The following is a 14,852-nucleotide window of genomic DNA, read 5'->3' as shown; positions in this document are numbered from 1 at the left end:
CGCCCCCCCGCCACCATCGGCACCGGCTGGCGGCCGGATGTGCCGCCGAAGCGGCCGACGGCGAGGCGGCACGGCGGGCCGCCGCGGCATGGGCCGAACTGCCGCGCGCCGTGCGGTTCGCGGTGGCCTCCGCCGAGCGCGGCCGGCCGCGGCCGGCCGTCGTGGAGAAGGCATTCGCCGAACTGACCGACGCGGTCGAGGAACTGGAGACGAAGGACGGGCCGGATGAGGACTGACGAGAGCATGTACGGCCACTTCGCCCGAACGGCGCGCCGCCACCCGGAGGCCTTGGCGCTCGAAGTGGGCGGTGCCGCCTATCGCTACGCCGAACTGGAGGAGTTGTCCGGCCGGTTGGCCGGGATACTGGTGGCCGCGAGTGGCGGCGCACCGCCGCGCCGGGTGGGGCTGCTGGCCTCCCGCACGGTCACCGCGTACGCGGGCTACCTCGCCGTGCAGCGCCTCGGCGCCACCGTCGTGCCACTGAACCCGGCCTTCCCCACCGCGCGCAACGCGGACATCGCGGAGCGCGCCGGGCTGGATCTGGTGCTGGCCGAGGACGACGGGTCCGGCGCGGGGCTGCCGGTGCCGGTCGTCCCCGTCGACGCCGGCGGGCCGGACCCGCAGCTCGCACGGGCCACCGCACCGCCGGTGCGGCCCGTGCCCCGGGACGCCCTCTGCTACGTCCTCTTCACCTCCGGCTCGACCGGGACGCCCAAGGGCGTGCCTGTAAGGCACCGCAACGTGGCGGCCTATCTGGAGCACGTGATCCCGCGCTACGGCCTCGGCGTCGGGTCCCGGCTGAGCCAGACCTTCGACCTCACCTTCGACCTGTCGGTCTTCGACCTCTTCGGCGCCTGGGCTTCCGGCGGCACGGTCGTCGTCCCCGGGCCGCACGACCTGCTCGCCCCGGCCCGGTTCGTGGCGCGGGAGCGGATCACCCACTGGTTCTCGGTGCCCTCGGTCGTCTCGCTGGCGGGGCGGCTGCGCGGCCTCACACCGGGCAGCATGCCCGATCTGCGCTGGAGCCTGTTCTGCGGGGAACCGCTGACCCACCGGCAGGCCGCCGCCTGGCGGGCCGCCGCGCCCGCGAGCGTGCTGGAGAACCTCTACGGGCCGACCGAACTCACCCTGAGCTGCACGCAGTACCGGCTGCCCGCGGACGGCGCAGGACCGGCGGCCGACCCGGGCGAGACGGTACCGATCGGCACCCCCTACCCGGGCCTGGAACACCTCGTCGTCGACGAGGCCGGCCGCCCGGCCGCCGAGGGCGAGTTGTGCGTGCGGGGCGTCCAGCGGTTCCCCGGCTACCTCGACCCGGACGACAACCGCGAGCGGTTCGTGGAGTTCGCGGACGGTGCGGCCACCGTCGTGCGGGAGGCGGCCGAACCCGGCGAGCACCTCTGGTACCGCACCGGGGACCGGGTTCGGACGGCCGACGGGCAGCTCCGCCACGTCGGCCGCCTCGACCAGCAGGTCAAGGTGCGCGGCTTCCGGGTCGAACTCGGTGAGATCGAGGCGGAGTTGCGACGCGGCCCGGGGGTGCGCGACGCGGTCGTGGTGGTGACGACCGGGCCCGGCGGTGACGCTGCCCTCCAGGCCGCCTGCACCGGGGACGACGTGGACACCGACCGGCTGCTGGCCGCCCTGCGGGAGCGGCTGCCCGCCTACATGGTCCCCGAAGCCGTGACGTGCCTGAACGCCTTCCCGCTCAACGCCAACGGCAAGACCGACCGCAAGGACCTGCAACGAACGCTCACGCCGTCCGCGGACGAGACGCGCGCGGGCGCCGCCCAGCGAGGAAGGACATCATGACAGCGATCACCGAGGATGCCGTCGCCGGTCCGCCGCCGGGTGACACCCGCACGGTCGCCCCCGAGGCGTTCCGCGAGGCAATGACCCGCTTCGCCAGCAGCGTCACCGTCGTGACGGCCTACGACGGCAGCGCGCCGGTGGGCTGCACGGCCACCGCGGTCTTCTCCCTGACCGACCGGCCGCCCACCATGCTGGTCTCGCTGGCCTCGGCCAGCAGCACCCTGGGGCACATTCACACGGCCGGCCGCTTCGCCGTGAACGTGGTGCCGTGGCGCCTGCGCGAACTGGCCGAACGGTTCGCGGTGCTGCCGTCGGCACAGCGCTTCGACGGGGTGGCACACACCGGCCGGCTGGGGGTCCCGCTGCTCAGCGGCGCTGTGACGGCAGTGGCCTGCCGCGTCACCCGATACGTGCCACTGGCGGACCACACCCTCGTGGTCGGCGAGGCAGTTCACATCGAGACGGACGAGACCGGCGAGCCGCTGGTGCACTACGCCCGCCGGCAGACCCGTACGGAGGACTGAATGGCGATGACGACGACTTCCCTTCCAACGGAACCCACCGAGCGGACCGGCCTCCGCAACACGTGGATCCTGACCGTCTTCACGGCCGTCACCAACCTGGCCGACGGCGTGACCAAGATGGTTCTTCCGCTGATGGCCGCGCGGGCCACCGACTCCCCGATGGCCGTCTCCGCCGTCGCCCTCTCCCTCACCTTGCCGTGGTTGCTTACCTCCCTGCACATCGGCGTCCTCGTCGACCGCTTCGACCGGCGGCGGCTGCTGTGGATCGCCGACGGGGTCCGGGCCGCCTCGGTGCTGGTGCTCGTCGCCGCCGTGGCATGGGGCGAGGCCGGGGTGTGGCTGGTGTTCGGGTGCGGGTTGATGCTCGGGCTCGCGGAGGTCGTCGCGCTCACCTCCGCCACCTCGCTGGTGCCCGCGGCCGTGCCGAAGGCGGGTCGGGAGCGAGCCAACGCCTGGATGGCGGGCGCCGAGACGGTGTGCAACCAGTTCGCCGGACCCCTGGTGGGCGCCGCGCTGCTCACCCTGGGAACGGTGGCGGCACTGGGCGTCACCGCCGCGACCTTCGTCGTGGCCACGCTCGCCCTGATCCCGTTGATCGGCGCCTTCACCCCGAAGGGCCGGACTCCCGGCCAGCCCTCCTCCGTGCACGCCGACATCCGTACCGGACTCTCGTTTTTGTGGCGCAACCCGGTGCTGCGGATCATGGCGCTGACGCTCACCGTGATGTGCGCCTGCTGGGGCGCCTGGATGGCGCTGATCCCGCTGGCCGCGACCCGGACGATGGGCGCCGACGAGGGCCAGTACGGGATATTGATGAGCGCGCTCGGGCTCGGCGGCGTGATCGGCGCGCTGACGGTGACCCCCGTCAACCGGTTGCTGGGCCGCAAGTGGGCCATGCTCGCGGACCTCGTCGGGACCCTGATCCTGGTAGCCACGCCGTGGCTGACCTCGTCGCTGGTCCTCAACACGGGTGCGGCGTTCTTCGGCGGCATGGGCGGCGTCCTGTGGTCGGTCAACTCCCGCACCATCGGCCAGAGCCTCGTACCCGACGCCCTGCTGGGGCGCTACACCGCCGCGCTGCGGATGTTCAGCTGGGGCGCGCTGCCGCTCGGCTCGGCCCTGGCAGGCGTGCTGGCCGAAGCGGCCGGGATGTCGGCCGCGTTCGCCCTTTTCGCCGTGGCGGCGTTTTTCATCATCTTCCCGTTCCTGCGTCTCATGCCCGCCGGTGACCCGACCCGCGCCGAGCCGCACACCACGACAGGGAGCTCCGCATGAGCGTGCACACCGGCGACGCCTTGGCCCTGGACGCCTGGCTGCGCCGCTACGGCCCCGCCTCCCCGGGCGCCGAGGCCACCCTCGTCTGCCTGCCGCACGCCGGCGGCGCGCCCACGTCCTTCCGCGGCTGGGAGGGGCGGCTCTCCTCCGCGGTCGACCTCGTCGCGGTGTGCTATCCGGGGCGCCAGGACCGGTTCGACGAGCCCTGCATCACCGACATGGCCACGATGGCCGACCAGGTGGCGGCGGTCCTCGCACCGCTGGCCGGGCGGCCTCTGGCCGTGTTCGGGCACAGCATGGGAGCCGCGGTGGGATACGAGGCGGCCCGGCTGCTGCGGGCCCGGCACGGCATCCGCCTCGCCCACCTCTTCGTCTCCGGCATGGTGCCCCCGCACCGGGTGCCCGAGGGCTCCTGCCACCGGGAAGGGGACGACGCGCTGGTGGCGGACATCCTCGAACAGGGCGGAACGGATGCGCGGATGCTGGCGCACGAGGAGCTGCGCGAGATTCTCCTGCCGGCCGTGCGCGCCGACTACCGGCTGATGGAGACCTACCCGCACGTCGCGGGCGACGAGGTGCTCGACACCCCGATCACCGTCTACCACGGCCGCCAAGACGCGGACGCCGCTCCCGCGATCATGCGGGAGTGGCAGCGCTACACCCGTACCCCGGCGGAGACCAGGTCCTTCCCCGGAGGGCACCACTACCTCCAGGAGGCGGAGGAGCCGCTGGTGGCCGATGTCGAGGACCAGCTGCTCGCGTCGGCGCGCGGCACGCCCACGGCAGGTCCCGCCGCGCTCAGCCCGCGCTGAGCATGGGCAGGAGGCCGTCGACGCCCTCGGGGCCGCGCAGCGCCAGGTCGGGGCTCTGCGCGAGGATCGCGCCGTGCAGCGTGCGCAAGCGCTCCGAGGGCTCGATGCCCACCTGCTCCACCAGCTTGTCGCGGAGCTCGCGGTAGACGGTCAGGGCCTCAGCGGCCCGGCCGGAGCGGTAGAGAGCCAGCATGTACTGCGCGTGCAGGCTCTCGTGCATTTCGTGATGGGCCGTCAAGTTCCGGAGTTCCGGAAGGAGTTCGTGGTGCAGACCCAGGCGCAGCTCGGCCGCCATCCGCTTCTCCAGCAGCGTGATCCGCTGCTCCTCCAGGCTGGTGACGTGCGGCTGGAGCCAGGGACCGGCCAGCGTGTCGCCCAGGACCGAACCCCGCCACGGCTTCAGGGCCTCCCGCAGCGCGAAGGACAACTTGCGGTCGTCCCGGGCGAGTTCGGCCTGGCGCACAGCACGCAGCCGGAACCGGAGGTCGTGCAGGTCGAGTGCTCCCTCGTGGAGGCGCAGCATGTAGCCGCGGCTGTGCGTCACCAGTACCTGCTTGGCCGCCTCCAGCGAGCCGACCGAGGGCGCGACGGCGAGCGCCTGGCGCAGGTGCAGAATCCGGGTGTGCAGGCTTTGAACCGCGCTGGGAGGCATGTCGTCGGGCCACAGCTCGCCCATGCACATGTCCTGGGAGACGGGCGTGTCGGCATTGAGTACCAGCAGTGCGAGCAGGCTCCGTGTCTTCGGCGCCGAGGGAATGACCAGGGGACCGCCGTCGTGCAGCGTCAGCGGACCCAGCACAGTGAACTTCATGTGTTCCACCCTTCCTTCCACTCGGATCGTCGTCCGCCGAGCGGCCGGAAGGGTAGTCACGAAATCACGGTCCTCCCGCTGCGCCTCCTGTTCCGGGGGCGGACGGGCCGGCGGAGCCGGTGGACGGATGCAGCGCGAACACCTGGAGCGTGCAGGGCGTGTGCACGTTGTTGAGCGTGTACACGAACCCGCGCGGCACATAGAGCGCCTGCCCCGCCAGCAGTCGCAGCTCCAAGGGGTGGTTCAGCACGGCTGCGACCTGACCGGGCGGAGACGCCTCGACCCGGCCGCCGCAGCTACCGCGCACCGGTGCGAGCACCAGGTCGGTCTCCGCGGTGTTCCCGATGCTCTCCGCGCCCAGCGGCAGCTCGACCCAGGAGCTGCTGACCTCGGTGCCGAGCGCCGCGCCCAGCGCGCGGGTCAGCTCGGAGGACTCGTCCCGCTTCTCGTCGCCGTCCCGTTCCGCTGACGGGCTCGCGCTCCCGCCGCCCGTGCGCCCGCAGGCCACCACGGCATCGATGCCGTCCGGCCACACCAGGGCCGGACTCTTGCCTCGGTGGACCGACAGGCACAGGGCCAAGTCCCGGACAAAATGCTCCAGATCGGCCCCGCACGCCTCCGAGGGTGGCTCCCAGTCCACGTCAACACTCCCGCTCCCCGTCATGACCGCCGTCCCCGCGCACCGCGGTGCGCGCGCATCCGTCGTGCACGGAGCGTTCAGGGAGGACAGATCTGGTGATCTACCGACACATGGCCGCAGGGACGGGAGAGGCATCCGACTCGCTCCGTAGCCTGCGGGTGGAGGCACCTTCGCGCATGGAGCGGATGCGGGCCAGTCCCGGGTTCACGGTACCGGAACGGCAGCCGACGCGCCGCCCCTGCCGGCCGGTGGTCGGCGACGATCGGCGGTGGTCGAGGGCGGTCGGGTACTGCCTCGTTCTCCCTACAGCGCGGGCCCCTCGCTGTCGAGGAGGCCCTGCCGCGCCGCGAGGGCCCCTGCCTGGAAGCGGCTCTCGGCCCCGAGCGTCTCCATGATGTCCGCGATGTGCTTGCGGGCGGTCCGTAACGACATACCGATACGGCGGGCTATGGTCTCGTCCTTCAGCCCCACGGCCAGCAGCCGCACGATGGTCCGGTCGATGTCCTTGGCGACGAGTTCGAAGCCGTCGGCCGCCGCGTCCGAGAACGGTTCGGCCTGGCTCCACGCCCGCTCGAACACCTCGCACAGGTAGTGCACGACAGAGGGCTCCCGGATCACCACGGCGCCCCAGGCGTCACCGCCTTCCGGAATGAAGGCCACCTGGCGGTCGAAGACGATCAGTCGGCCGAACAGCTCGTGTGCCGTACGGTACTCGGCGCCGAGAGCCGAGGCCCTGGCGACGTACGCCTGGCTGGGGCCGTTGAAGCGGGCCGTGTGGTGGTAGAGGGTGCGCATCCGCACTCCGCGGGAGAGCATCTCGGTGTCCCTGGCCAGGGCCTCCTCGAGGACCTCGGGCACCCGGTTCCCGCCGGGCTGGGTGGTGAGTATCTCGGTGGTGCACTGCGCGGAGACGTGGTTGAGGGCCGCCCGCACCTCTTCCAGCCGGGGGATCACTTCGAAGCCGACGGCCACCCGGCTGAGGCTGTCCATGTAGTGGCCGCGGAGCTGGCCGAACTGGTCCCGGATGCGGTGCAGTTCGTCCTGCTGGGTACGGATCGCGGCTTCCATCGAGTTGGTCACCACGCTGGCAACCAGGTCCGGGTCGACCGGTCGCAACCGTGCGGGGTCGTGCAAGTCGGCCTTGAGCAGACCCAGTTCCGTCAGGGACACCAGGGCCGACTCCACCTCTTCGCGGGTGAGGTCCAACTCCTCCGCCGCGCGCGACGGATCCATCCTTTCGTTCCTGGCCACCCAGCGGTAGAGGGCGACTTCCCTACCGCTGGGCCGCGCGGGCGGGTCAATCGCCCAGTTTTCACCCGCTACAGGCATTTCGTCCCCTGTTCGTCTTGCTGCAGGGCAGCTTGGTGAGCACCTTGATCGATGGCCAACGACATTGCCGCACGGGATTCTTGAGTCACCGAGAACGAGCACCTCGTAATTCCGGATCGCCGCCCCAGAGCCCGAACAACAGGGAGCAGATACATGACATTCTTCCGTTCAGCCGCCGTAACTATCGCCGCCGCAGCATTCGGTACGTTCACCGGAGTGAGTGGAGTCGCCTCGGCGGCACCGGTGCATTCGGAGACGAGGGTCGCGCACTCCACGGCCCACCACGGCACCGCCGACAGCGGCTGGGGCGGGCGGCGCCTGATCGAAGCCTCGGTGGCCGACATCGGCGCCGAGAACTCCGGCGGCGACGACAGCGGCTGGGGCGGCTGATCCCCTGCACCGCACATACCGTCCCCTCCCCGACAAGGCAGCACGAGGACGCGAAAGCCAGCGTACGAGCGCGCCCGGAACAGACCGGTGGGCCTGTCCCCGGGCTCCGCTCGCCGCCCGGGGAGCCCGGCCTCCCCGGCTCGCACCCCCAACACCGTGTCGCCCCCCGAAAACATGATGCACCATAACCCTCGCATTGGTCCGCACCTGGACCACCGGCACCCGCGCGATCGAGCCACCGTCAGAGCCCGGCCACCAAACACCGGGTGCCGACCCGCTTCCGCCCCCACCGGAGCGACGGGCATGCCGTCGCGGAGCCCTCGCTCGTCCATGAAAGGCACCTTCGTGAGCCCATTCGCCGCCGAAACCCTGGAAATTCTCAGCGAGCGCGAGCTCGAAGTGCTGGGCCATCTCGCAGAAGGCCACACCTATTCCTCCATCGCGCGGAGAATGCATCTCAGTCCGCACACCGTGGACACGTATCTGCGCAGAATCCGGGGAAAGGCGGGAGTCAGCAATCGCGCGCAGCTCATGATTCTGGCCATCCAGGTCTCCGGACGACGGGAACTGAACACCGCGCAGGTGTGACCCGACCTGCCGCGAAAGGTGGAGGGGCGCCGGTGGATCGTCGCACCGGCGCCCCTCCGCCTTCGGAGCGTGTCCTGCATGGTGAGTCGGTCGGCGGGCCGGCCATGGGAGAGCAGTGCGTGGGGAGAGGCCCCGCCGGAGGGGTCGCGGGAGTGGGCACGGCCGCTGCGGCCGGCTGCTCGGGCGCGGCCACAAGGTGCGTGGGGTGGCGCATGTCGACGAGGCGGTGTCGGCGGCCGTCATCCAGGTGTCCGTCTCCGGATGTGCCTGGCGGGCGCCACCACCGTGCTCCGGTGCCCCGAAGCCGACACGGCACCGCTTGCTCCGGTCGCGAGCCGGTGTCCGGGCCCGCCTCGCCGCAGCACTGTGCTGCTACGAACGGCTTCGACGACTCAGCCCGCGCCCTGGGGGAGGAACCGAGCACACGCCGACTGTCCGGTCGGCTCGGCGGTACTCGCGTGCAGGGTGCGGCGTGCCTCGTCGTGGGCCGCGAGGAGTTGGGAAGCCCCCTGTGCGGGCGCGGACGCCGCCTCGGCATCGACCTCTCCCACCCCCACCTCTTCTTCACCGCCCAGACCGCGCCGCACGCCCGCGACCGGCTCAGCACGGCGGGACTCCCGCACCTCGCCGCCTAACCACCCCGGGTGCACCGGTGCCGGACACCACGGCGCGCTGGTCCTCCTCTGGCCGCACCAGGACGCGCCGCCCACGGCGGACGACAGCCCCGGTGCCGACTCGTCCTCGCACCTGCTCGCTCGGGAGTTGAGGACGCGGCAGGGCCGGAGGGCGCTCCTCCCGGCCTGTTGCCCGGCGGCACCCGGCGGCGGAGGACGGAACCTGCCGCTCGCGGGGCGGGTGGGGGCTCATCCGGGACTGGATCGGCCGTGCCGCCAGTAACCGTGGAAGGCTACGTCCGACTTCGGCACCCCGCGGTCCCGGACCAGATGCCGTCGTACGTCTGTGGCCAGTCCCGACTCCCCTGCCGCCCAGGCGTAGAGGCGGCCCTCGGGCAGGACGGCGCCCCTGACCGCGTCGAGTGCGAGCCGGCCGGGCAGGTCGGCCGAACCGTCGCGGGGCAGCCAGTGCACCCGGACGCCCTCGGGGGCGGCGACGTCCTTGCGTATGTCGGCCGTCTCGGGCACCTCCAGAAAGACCTCCGCGACGAGGGAGGCGGGCGCGGATTCGAGGACGGCGAGAACGGCGGGCACCGCGCTCTCGTCGGCGACGAGCAACTGCGCCGCGGCGCCGGGCGGCGGGAGGTAGGTCAGGCCCATGTCGAAGATGCCCGCCGGGTCGCCGGGACGGGCACCCAGCGCCCAGGCGCAGGCGGGAGCGTCGCCGTGCAGGGCGAACTCGATGTCCACCTCCGCCTGTTGGGGGCGGAAGCGGCGGACCGTGTAGTTGCGCACCCATGGCCTGCGCGACTTCGGCAGGAGCAGCACCTGCGCCATCCACGCCTCGTTGGAGAGGGTGGGCATCGTGAGGCAGGACTGTCCCGCGCGGGGGAAGAACAGCCGCACGATCTGGTCGAAGCCGGTCGGCAGCAGGTGCTCCAGCTCCGGACCGCCGAGGGTGACGGTGAGGAAGTTGGGGGACGTCTTGCTGGTCCCGCGCACCTCGAGCGTAATCATGCGCCGGGACTCGGGTGACCGCAGTTTGGGCAGCACTGTCGGGGTCCTTTCAGAGGTCCAGGACGAGCCGGGCGGACAGGGCGCGGGAGACGCAGGCGTACATCCGTCCCTCCGGAGCGCCGATGTCGTCCCGGTGCTCGGGTGCACCGTCCAGGACGGCCACTTCGCAACTTCCGCAGACGCCTTCGCGGCAGCCGGACGGGAGAGAGTGCCCGGCGTGGGCGAGGGCGTCGAGCAGAGACTCGTCGGCCGGCACGGCGACGGTGTCCCCGGATCCGGCGCAGACCGCCTCGAACGGTGTGGCGGGCCCGAAGCTCCGCTCCGCCGGCTGGAACCGCTCGGCGCGCAACCGCTCGGCGGGAAAGGCGGCTTCGGCCGCCTCCAGCATCGCCGCGGGGCCGCAGCAGTAGACCAGGGTGTCCTCGTCCAGCGTCGCGGCAAGGGCGTCCAGGTCCGGCCTGCCCTGCCTCCTGGTCTCCACGATCCGCACCCGCTCCCCGCAGGAGCGGCGCAGTTCGTCGACGAAGGGCATGGAGTCGAGGGACGGCCCCACGTACAGCAGGGTCGCGGGGCGCCCGGCGGCCGTCGCGGCGCGCAGCATCGGCAGCAGGGGCGTGATCCCGATGCCGCCGGCGAGGAAGAGGTAGTGCGGTGCGTCGGCGAGCGGGAAGTGGTTGCGCGGCAGGGAGACGTCGAGGGTGCGGCCCCGGCGCAGGAACCGGTGGACGTACTCGGAGCCGCCGCGGCTGAGCGGGTCGTACCGGACGGCGACGCGGTAGGCGTCCCGGTCGGCCGGGTCCCCGCACAACGAGTACTGCCGCGTCAGCCAGTTGGGCAGGGCGAGGTCGACGTGGGCACCGGGGGCCCAGGGCGCCAGCTCCCCGCCCGTGGCGCGCAGGGTGAGGGCGACGACGTCGTCGGCGACGCCGTCGATACCCTCGATGACGGTCTGTTGCATCGGTGGTCCTTCCGGCCGGTGCGGCCTGGTCAGTAGAGCTTGCGGTAGCCGTCCTTCAGGAGCTGGTCCAGCAGTTCGGGATCTCCTCCGGCGCCGAACTGCCCGGCCGCGATCTCGCCGATGGGCGGGATCTCCTCGGCGAGCGCCTGGCTGGCGGGGTCCCACAGGCGGGAGCGGATCAGCGCGCGCCCGCAGTGGAAGTACGCCTCGGCCACCTCGACGACGATCGCCAGTTCCGGTTCCTTGGCCTCGGTGCGCATCCGGGCCAGCACCTCGGGTTCGTCGGTGACGTAGCCGCTGCCGTTGATGCGCAGGACCTCGCGCATACCGGGGACGAGGCAGCACAGCCCGACGCCGTCGTTCTCCGCGAGGTTGCGGAAGGAGTCGGCGATCTTGTTCCCGGGGCGGTCGGGAAGGGCGACGGTGTGGTCGTCGAGGACCTTCACGAACCCCGGGTAGTCGCCGCGGGGCGAGCAGTCGGCGCGTCCGGCGGCGTCCGCCGTGGCCATCGTGCAGAACGGCGAGTGGGCGAGGAAACGGCGGGAGTGGTCGTCGATGCGGTCCTGCACCTTCGCTTTCACCATCGGCTCCGGCTCTCCGAGCCGCGCCAGGACCTCGTCGAGGGAGACCCGTCGTGGACGTGTGCGGGTGTGCGTCACGGCACCCTCCTCAAGCGCGCGCGAGGGCGGCTGCGGAGCAACTCCGCCCCGCATCACCGCAGTTCATGGCATCATTGTGAGCAATTATTCAGGTAGCGCGCTACTCGCTTTCACGGCTCCGCACAGGAGGTGCCATGACGTCCGACCGCCGCGGACTTCAGCCACGTAAACGCCCCCGCCAGGTGAGGGCCGAGTTCACCCGGCAGCGCATCCTCGACGCGGCTGCTCACGTTTTCGCCGAGTACGGGTACGCGGCAGGGACCACCAACCGCATCGCCGAGCAGGCGCGGGTGTCGATCGGGTCGCTGTACCAGTACTACCCGAACAAGGACGCGATCCTGGTCGAGCTGCTGACCCGGCACCTCGACGCCGGCATGGCCGAATTCCCGCTGGAGCAGGGCGAACCGCTGTCGGAGTCGGTCGAGGGCATCATGCGCAGATACGTGCACGGCACGATCGAGAACCACCGCGACGACCCGGCGTTGCTCCGGGTGATGGCGGAACAGGGGCCGCGGTCCCGTGAGTTGCTGGAGCGCGTCACGCAGGGCGAGCGGCGGCGGATCGCCCACGCCCGCAGGCTGTTCAGGGACCATCCGCAGGTGCGGGTCGCGGACGTCGGCATCGCCGCCCGCCTCGTCGTCTCGGCGGTGGAGATGATGGTGCACAAGGTGATGGCAGGGTCCCCCGGGGTCGACACCGCGCGGTTCGAGAACGAGCTCGTCACCATGCTCACCCGCTACCTGACGGGCGACCCGCTCGCGGAGCCCGGGGACTGACGCTCCGAGGAGCGGCTCAAACGCCTTGCGACGGGGGCTGCTCGGCGTAGGGCTCCCGGTGGTTGTCGGTGGAATGCCGGCGCACGAGGATGAGCGGAATCCGGGCCGTCTCCTCGGGCTCGGGAGCGCGCCTGAGCCGCGCTTCGAGGAGGTCCATCAGGCGCGCTGCCGAGGTGTGGGTGTCGATGCGCAGTCCGGTGACGGGGGTGGGGGCGAATTCTGCGAGCGGCCCGTCGGTGGCGGTGGCGATCGCGAGCTCGCCGGGCACGCTCAGCCCGGCGCGGGCAGCGGCGTCCAGCGCACCGCGCGCGAACACGCTCGAGGAGGTGATGAGCGCGTCCGGAGGCCGGGGGGAGCGCAGCAGACTTGTGACGTGGTGCTGGGCGCCCTGCTGTCCGGTGTCGGTGTCGACCACACGTAGCAGCGGTCCTTGGCCCGACTGCGCGACGGCCGCCCTGTAAGCGGCGATGATCGCGCGGCGGTAGGCGTTGTCGGTCTGGCCGAGGACGGCGGCGATGCGCCTGCGTCCGCCGCGCGTGAGGTGCCCGATGAGTTCTCGGATGGACTCGCGGTAGTCCGCGCCCACCCAGTACCGGAATTCGGCGGCGTCGGGGTCCGGGTCGTAGGAGACCACTGGCGTATCGCTCGCGAGTACCTGCTTGAGGGAGGCGTCGTGGCTGTTCGGCCAGAGCAGGATGCACCCGTCGAGCCGGGGAACCGCGCCGCGGACCTCGTCGAGATCGTGCGCCGTCATCACGGAGTATCCGCGGCTGAGCGCCGCCGTGCAGATGGCTCCCGTCATATCGGCGAACGAGGTAGTACCGGACGCCCACGCGCTCATCGCCTCCGGCGGGCGGACCAGGACCGCGACCGCTCTGCGGGCCGACGGCGCGGTGAAGCCGAGTTCGAGGGCCGCGGCCCACACCCGCCGCTTGGAGCCGGCGGATACGGGACGCCGCCCGCTGAAGCTGTGGGAGGCGGTCGTGAGGGACACGCCTGCCCTGCGAGCGACGTCGCTGAGGTGCACCCGCCGGGACGGAGCGCGGTCGGGAAGCCCGGACTCAGGGAGCGGGGCGCGGCTCCGGCTGCCCGCGCTGTTCGACTTCTCTGCTCGGCTCACCGTTGATCTCCTCGACGGACAGGTGCGCGGTCTCCCGCAGCCCGAGCGAGCATGCCACGAGGACGAGCATCGCGAACGCGCCGTAGCCGGCGACCGCCATGGGGTTCTGGTCCGACAGGATCATCAGGCCCGTCGCGACGAACGACGCCGTGCCGCCCCCGAGCGCCGCGCCGACCTGGTAGGACGCCGACATTGCGCTGTAGCGGACGCGAGCGGGGAACTGCTCGCCGAGGAAGGTCGGAACCGGTCCCTGCGTCATACCGGTCACGAGACCGACCGCGGCGAAGGCGGCCACGGCGACCGCGATGTGCCCGGAATCGACGAGCGGAAAGTAGCAGAACAGGAACACGGCGGTCACCACCCCTCCCAGCACCATGACAGGGCGGCGGCCCCAGCGGTCGGAGAAGTGCGCGAACAGCGGGGCGGCGGGGATCAGCAGGACGCTGTAGGCGAGTTGTCCCGCGAGAGCCTCGGTCGAGCTGTATCCGATCCCGGTCAGGTAGGAGAGGAAGTAGGTGAAGCCGATGTAGGCGATCGTGTTGTACCCGTAGCTGATACCGAGGCCGCACAGGACGGTACGCGGTGCGCGTCGGACGGCGGCCTTCAGCGGTACCTCGCCGCCGTCGGCCTCCCCGTCGGCATGCTCCGGGGGCGCCTCCTCGGGCATCGACAGCCTCGCGTAGAGCCCGACGAGTACCAGTGCGCCGCCCAGGAGGAAGGGTATCCGCCAGGCGAACGGCGTCAGTCGGTCGTCGGCGGCGAGGCTGACCAGGGTGAACACCCCGACGCCGAGGAGCGTGCCGAGCCCGATCCCCATGCTGGTGAAGCTGCCCCACAACCCGCGCCTGCCGAGCGGTGCTCTCTCGATGCCGAAGAGAGCGGCACCGCCCCATTCTCCGCCGGCTGCGAAGCCCTGGATCAGCCGCAGCAGCACCAGCAGGAGGGGCGACCAGGCGCCGATCGTCGCATACCCCGGCAGCAGGCCGACGAGGAACGAGCTGACGCCCATCAGGACGAGGGTGAGGGTCAGCATCTTCTTGCGGCCGATCCTGTCGCCGAAGTGCCCGATGACGATGCCGCCGAGCGGACGGGCGAGGAAGCCGGTCCCGAAGGCGCCGAAGGCGTACAGGGTGCCCACGACGGGATCGGCCGAGGGGAAGAAGACCGTGTTGAAGACCAGCCCTGCCGCGAGTCCGTAGATGAGGAAGTCGTAGTACTCCAACGCGGTCCCCAGGCCGGAGACCAAGAACGTCTTGGAGGCCGATACGCGGGGCGCTTGCGGTTGAGCAGACATGGGATCGGGCCTCTCTATGCGCCGTAGTCGGTCGCGTGGAGCGCGGACGAGGTCCGGCCGTCGCCGTCGAAGGCGGCGACGGCCGGGCGCGCGAAGTCCATCTGGTGGGGTTCGCCGGAGGTGGCGACGAGGGTGGCGCCGAGGTCCTGGAGGGCTTCGAGGTCGCCTTCCCGGTCGTCGTGGAGGAGGAGGCGCGGGCCGCTGCCGTCGAGGCGGGGCAACGCGACCGCGTC

Annotated in this window: 17 protein-coding genes and 1 pseudogene; 9 read left to right on the top strand and 9 right to left on the bottom strand. The window is 71.7% G+C overall.

Annotated features, from left to right (window positions below; all coding sequences use genetic code 11):
* The 5 genes and pseudogenes from UWG_RS0117930 to UWG_RS0117910 form a co-directional block, all read left to right on the top strand.
* A pseudogene (locus UWG_RS0117930) lies at positions 1-236 on the top strand (hypothetical protein); the annotation flags it as partial.
* Positions 226-1,812 (top strand): amino acid adenylation domain-containing protein, encoded by a 1,587-nt coding sequence (locus UWG_RS0117925; protein WP_050988603.1) that lies wholly within the window; start codon positions 226-228, stop codon positions 1,810-1,812. The pseudogene UWG_RS0117930 and the gene UWG_RS0117925, both read left to right, overlap by 11 nt.
* Positions 1,809-2,336 (top strand): flavin reductase family protein, encoded by a 528-nt coding sequence (locus UWG_RS0117920; RefSeq protein WP_016908594.1) that lies wholly within the window; start codon positions 1,809-1,811, stop codon positions 2,334-2,336. The genes UWG_RS0117925 and UWG_RS0117920 overlap by 4 nt, the downstream gene beginning before the upstream one ends.
* Positions 2,337-3,611 carry an MFS transporter gene (locus UWG_RS30370; protein ID WP_016908593.1) on the top strand — a complete coding sequence of 425 codons (1,275 nt, stop codon included), beginning with the start codon at positions 2,337-2,339 and terminating at the stop codon, positions 3,609-3,611.
* A complete protein-coding gene (locus UWG_RS0117910) occupies positions 3,608-4,423 on the top strand; it encodes a thioesterase II family protein (protein WP_016908592.1) in 816 nt (271 codons plus the stop codon). The genes UWG_RS30370 and UWG_RS0117910 overlap by 4 nt, the downstream gene beginning before the upstream one ends.
* Here the strand turns inward: UWG_RS0117910 and UWG_RS0117905 are convergent.
* From UWG_RS0117905 to UWG_RS0117895, 3 genes are all read right to left on the bottom strand, one after another.
* Positions 4,410-5,234, bottom strand: coding sequence for an AfsR/SARP family transcriptional regulator (locus UWG_RS0117905; protein ID WP_016908591.1), 825 nt, complete (start codon positions 5,232-5,234; stop codon positions 4,410-4,412). The genes UWG_RS0117910 and UWG_RS0117905 overlap by 14 nt on opposite strands.
* Before the next feature lie 64 nt (positions 5,235-5,298).
* The gene (locus tag UWG_RS33265) at positions 5,299-5,874 is read right to left on the bottom strand and encodes a hypothetical protein (RefSeq protein WP_162130086.1); all 576 of its coding nucleotides are present in this window, start codon (positions 5,872-5,874) and stop codon (positions 5,299-5,301) included.
* Positions 5,875-6,177: 303 nt separating this feature from the next.
* Positions 6,178-7,107 carry a helix-turn-helix transcriptional regulator gene (locus tag UWG_RS0117895; RefSeq protein WP_016908589.1) on the bottom strand — a complete coding sequence of 310 codons (930 nt, stop codon included), beginning with the start codon at positions 7,105-7,107 and terminating at the stop codon, positions 6,178-6,180.
* 312 nt (positions 7,108-7,419) lie between these two features.
* On the opposite strand from UWG_RS0117895, the gene UWG_RS33080 reads away from it, so the two are divergent.
* The 3 genes from UWG_RS33080 to UWG_RS33075 all read left to right on the top strand — a co-directional run bounded on the left by UWG_RS33080 (position 7,420) and on the right by UWG_RS33075 (position 8,816).
* The gene (locus UWG_RS33080; protein ID WP_157838568.1) at positions 7,420-7,593 is read left to right on the top strand and encodes a hypothetical protein; all 174 of its coding nucleotides are present in this window, start codon (positions 7,420-7,422) and stop codon (positions 7,591-7,593) included.
* A gap of 330 nt (positions 7,594-7,923) precedes the next feature.
* A complete protein-coding gene (locus tag UWG_RS30365) occupies positions 7,924-8,181 on the top strand; it encodes a response regulator transcription factor (protein WP_016908587.1) in 258 nt (85 codons plus the stop codon).
* Positions 8,182-8,639: 458 nt separating this feature from the next.
* The gene (locus UWG_RS33075) at positions 8,640-8,816 is read left to right on the top strand and encodes a hypothetical protein (RefSeq protein ID WP_016908586.1); all 177 of its coding nucleotides are present in this window, start codon (positions 8,640-8,642) and stop codon (positions 8,814-8,816) included.
* A 228-nt stretch (positions 8,817-9,044) separates the two neighbouring features.
* On the opposite strand, the gene UWG_RS0117875 is transcribed toward UWG_RS33075, so the two are convergent.
* From UWG_RS0117875 to UWG_RS0117865, 3 genes are read right to left on the bottom strand one after another with little or no spacing between them, the layout of a single operon-like run.
* Positions 9,045-9,812 (bottom strand): siderophore-interacting protein, encoded by a 768-nt coding sequence (locus tag UWG_RS0117875; RefSeq protein WP_016908585.1) that lies wholly within the window; start codon positions 9,810-9,812, stop codon positions 9,045-9,047.
* Positions 9,813-9,861: 49 nt separating this feature from the next.
* On the bottom strand, positions 9,862-10,770 hold the full coding sequence (locus UWG_RS0117870; RefSeq protein ID WP_016908584.1) for a PDR/VanB family oxidoreductase: 909 nt from the start codon (positions 10,768-10,770) through the stop codon (positions 9,862-9,864).
* A gap of 29 nt (positions 10,771-10,799) precedes the next feature.
* Positions 10,800-11,429, bottom strand: coding sequence for an MSMEG_1061 family FMN-dependent PPOX-type flavoprotein (locus UWG_RS0117865; RefSeq protein ID WP_016908583.1), 630 nt, complete (start codon positions 11,427-11,429; stop codon positions 10,800-10,802).
* Between the two features lie 134 nt (positions 11,430-11,563).
* Between UWG_RS0117865 and UWG_RS0117860 the strand changes: the two genes are divergently transcribed.
* Entirely contained in the window at positions 11,564-12,205 is a 642-nt protein-coding gene (locus UWG_RS0117860) for a TetR/AcrR family transcriptional regulator (RefSeq protein WP_029391543.1), read from the top strand.
* A gap of 16 nt (positions 12,206-12,221) precedes the next feature.
* Here UWG_RS0117860 and UWG_RS0117855 read toward each other — a convergent pair whose 3' ends face one another.
* From UWG_RS0117855 to UWG_RS30360, 3 genes are all read right to left on the bottom strand, one after another.
* Positions 12,222-13,232, bottom strand: coding sequence for a LacI family DNA-binding transcriptional regulator (locus UWG_RS0117855; protein ID WP_106429981.1), 1,011 nt, complete (start codon positions 13,230-13,232; stop codon positions 12,222-12,224).
* Positions 13,233-13,266: 34 nt separating this feature from the next.
* Complete coding sequence (locus UWG_RS0117850; RefSeq protein ID WP_029391542.1) at positions 13,267-14,619, bottom strand: MFS transporter; 1,353 nt, start codon at positions 14,617-14,619, stop codon at positions 13,267-13,269.
* 14 nt (positions 14,620-14,633) lie between these two features.
* A partial coding sequence (locus tag UWG_RS30360; protein ID WP_033196220.1) for a hypothetical protein occupies positions 14,634-14,852 on the bottom strand: 219 nt, incomplete at its 5' end.

This window comes from Streptomyces xiaopingdaonensis (genome assembly GCF_000262345.1).
Taxonomy (GTDB): domain Bacteria; phylum Actinomycetota; class Actinomycetes; order Streptomycetales; family Streptomycetaceae; genus Streptomyces; species Streptomyces xiaopingdaonensis.
This window is presented reverse-complemented; position numbering and strand designations above follow the sequence as displayed.

Excerpts from the sequence above, each read along its gene's own strand:
- UWG_RS0117925 (WP_050988603.1), top strand. The coding sequence starts at position 226 with ATGAGGACTGACGAGAGCATGTACGGCCACTTCGCCCGAACGGCGCGC.
- UWG_RS0117920 (WP_016908594.1), top strand. The coding sequence starts at position 1,809 with ATGACAGCGATCACCGAGGATGCCGTCGCCGGTCCGCCGCCGGGTGAC.
- UWG_RS30370 (WP_016908593.1), top strand. The coding sequence starts at position 2,337 with ATGGCGATGACGACGACTTCCCTTCCAACGGAACCCACCGAGCGGACC.
- UWG_RS0117910 (WP_016908592.1), top strand. The coding sequence starts at position 3,608 with ATGAGCGTGCACACCGGCGACGCCTTGGCCCTGGACGCCTGGCTGCGC.
- UWG_RS0117905 (WP_016908591.1), bottom strand. The coding sequence starts at position 5,234 with ATGAAGTTCACTGTGCTGGGTCCGCTGACGCTGCACGACGGCGGTCCC.
- UWG_RS0117895 (WP_016908589.1), bottom strand. The coding sequence starts at position 7,107 with ATGGATCCGTCGCGCGCGGCGGAGGAGTTGGACCTCACCCGCGAAGAG.
- UWG_RS30365 (WP_016908587.1), top strand. The coding sequence starts at position 7,924 with ATGAAAGGCACCTTCGTGAGCCCATTCGCCGCCGAAACCCTGGAAATT.
- UWG_RS0117875 (WP_016908585.1), bottom strand. The coding sequence starts at position 9,812 with ATGATTACGCTCGAGGTGCGCGGGACCAGCAAGACGTCCCCCAACTTC.
- UWG_RS0117870 (WP_016908584.1), bottom strand. The coding sequence starts at position 10,770 with ATGCAACAGACCGTCATCGAGGGTATCGACGGCGTCGCCGACGACGTC.
- UWG_RS0117860 (WP_029391543.1), top strand. The coding sequence starts at position 11,564 with ATGACGTCCGACCGCCGCGGACTTCAGCCACGTAAACGCCCCCGCCAG.
- UWG_RS0117850 (WP_029391542.1), bottom strand. The coding sequence starts at position 14,619 with ATGTCTGCTCAACCGCAAGCGCCCCGCGTATCGGCCTCCAAGACGTTC.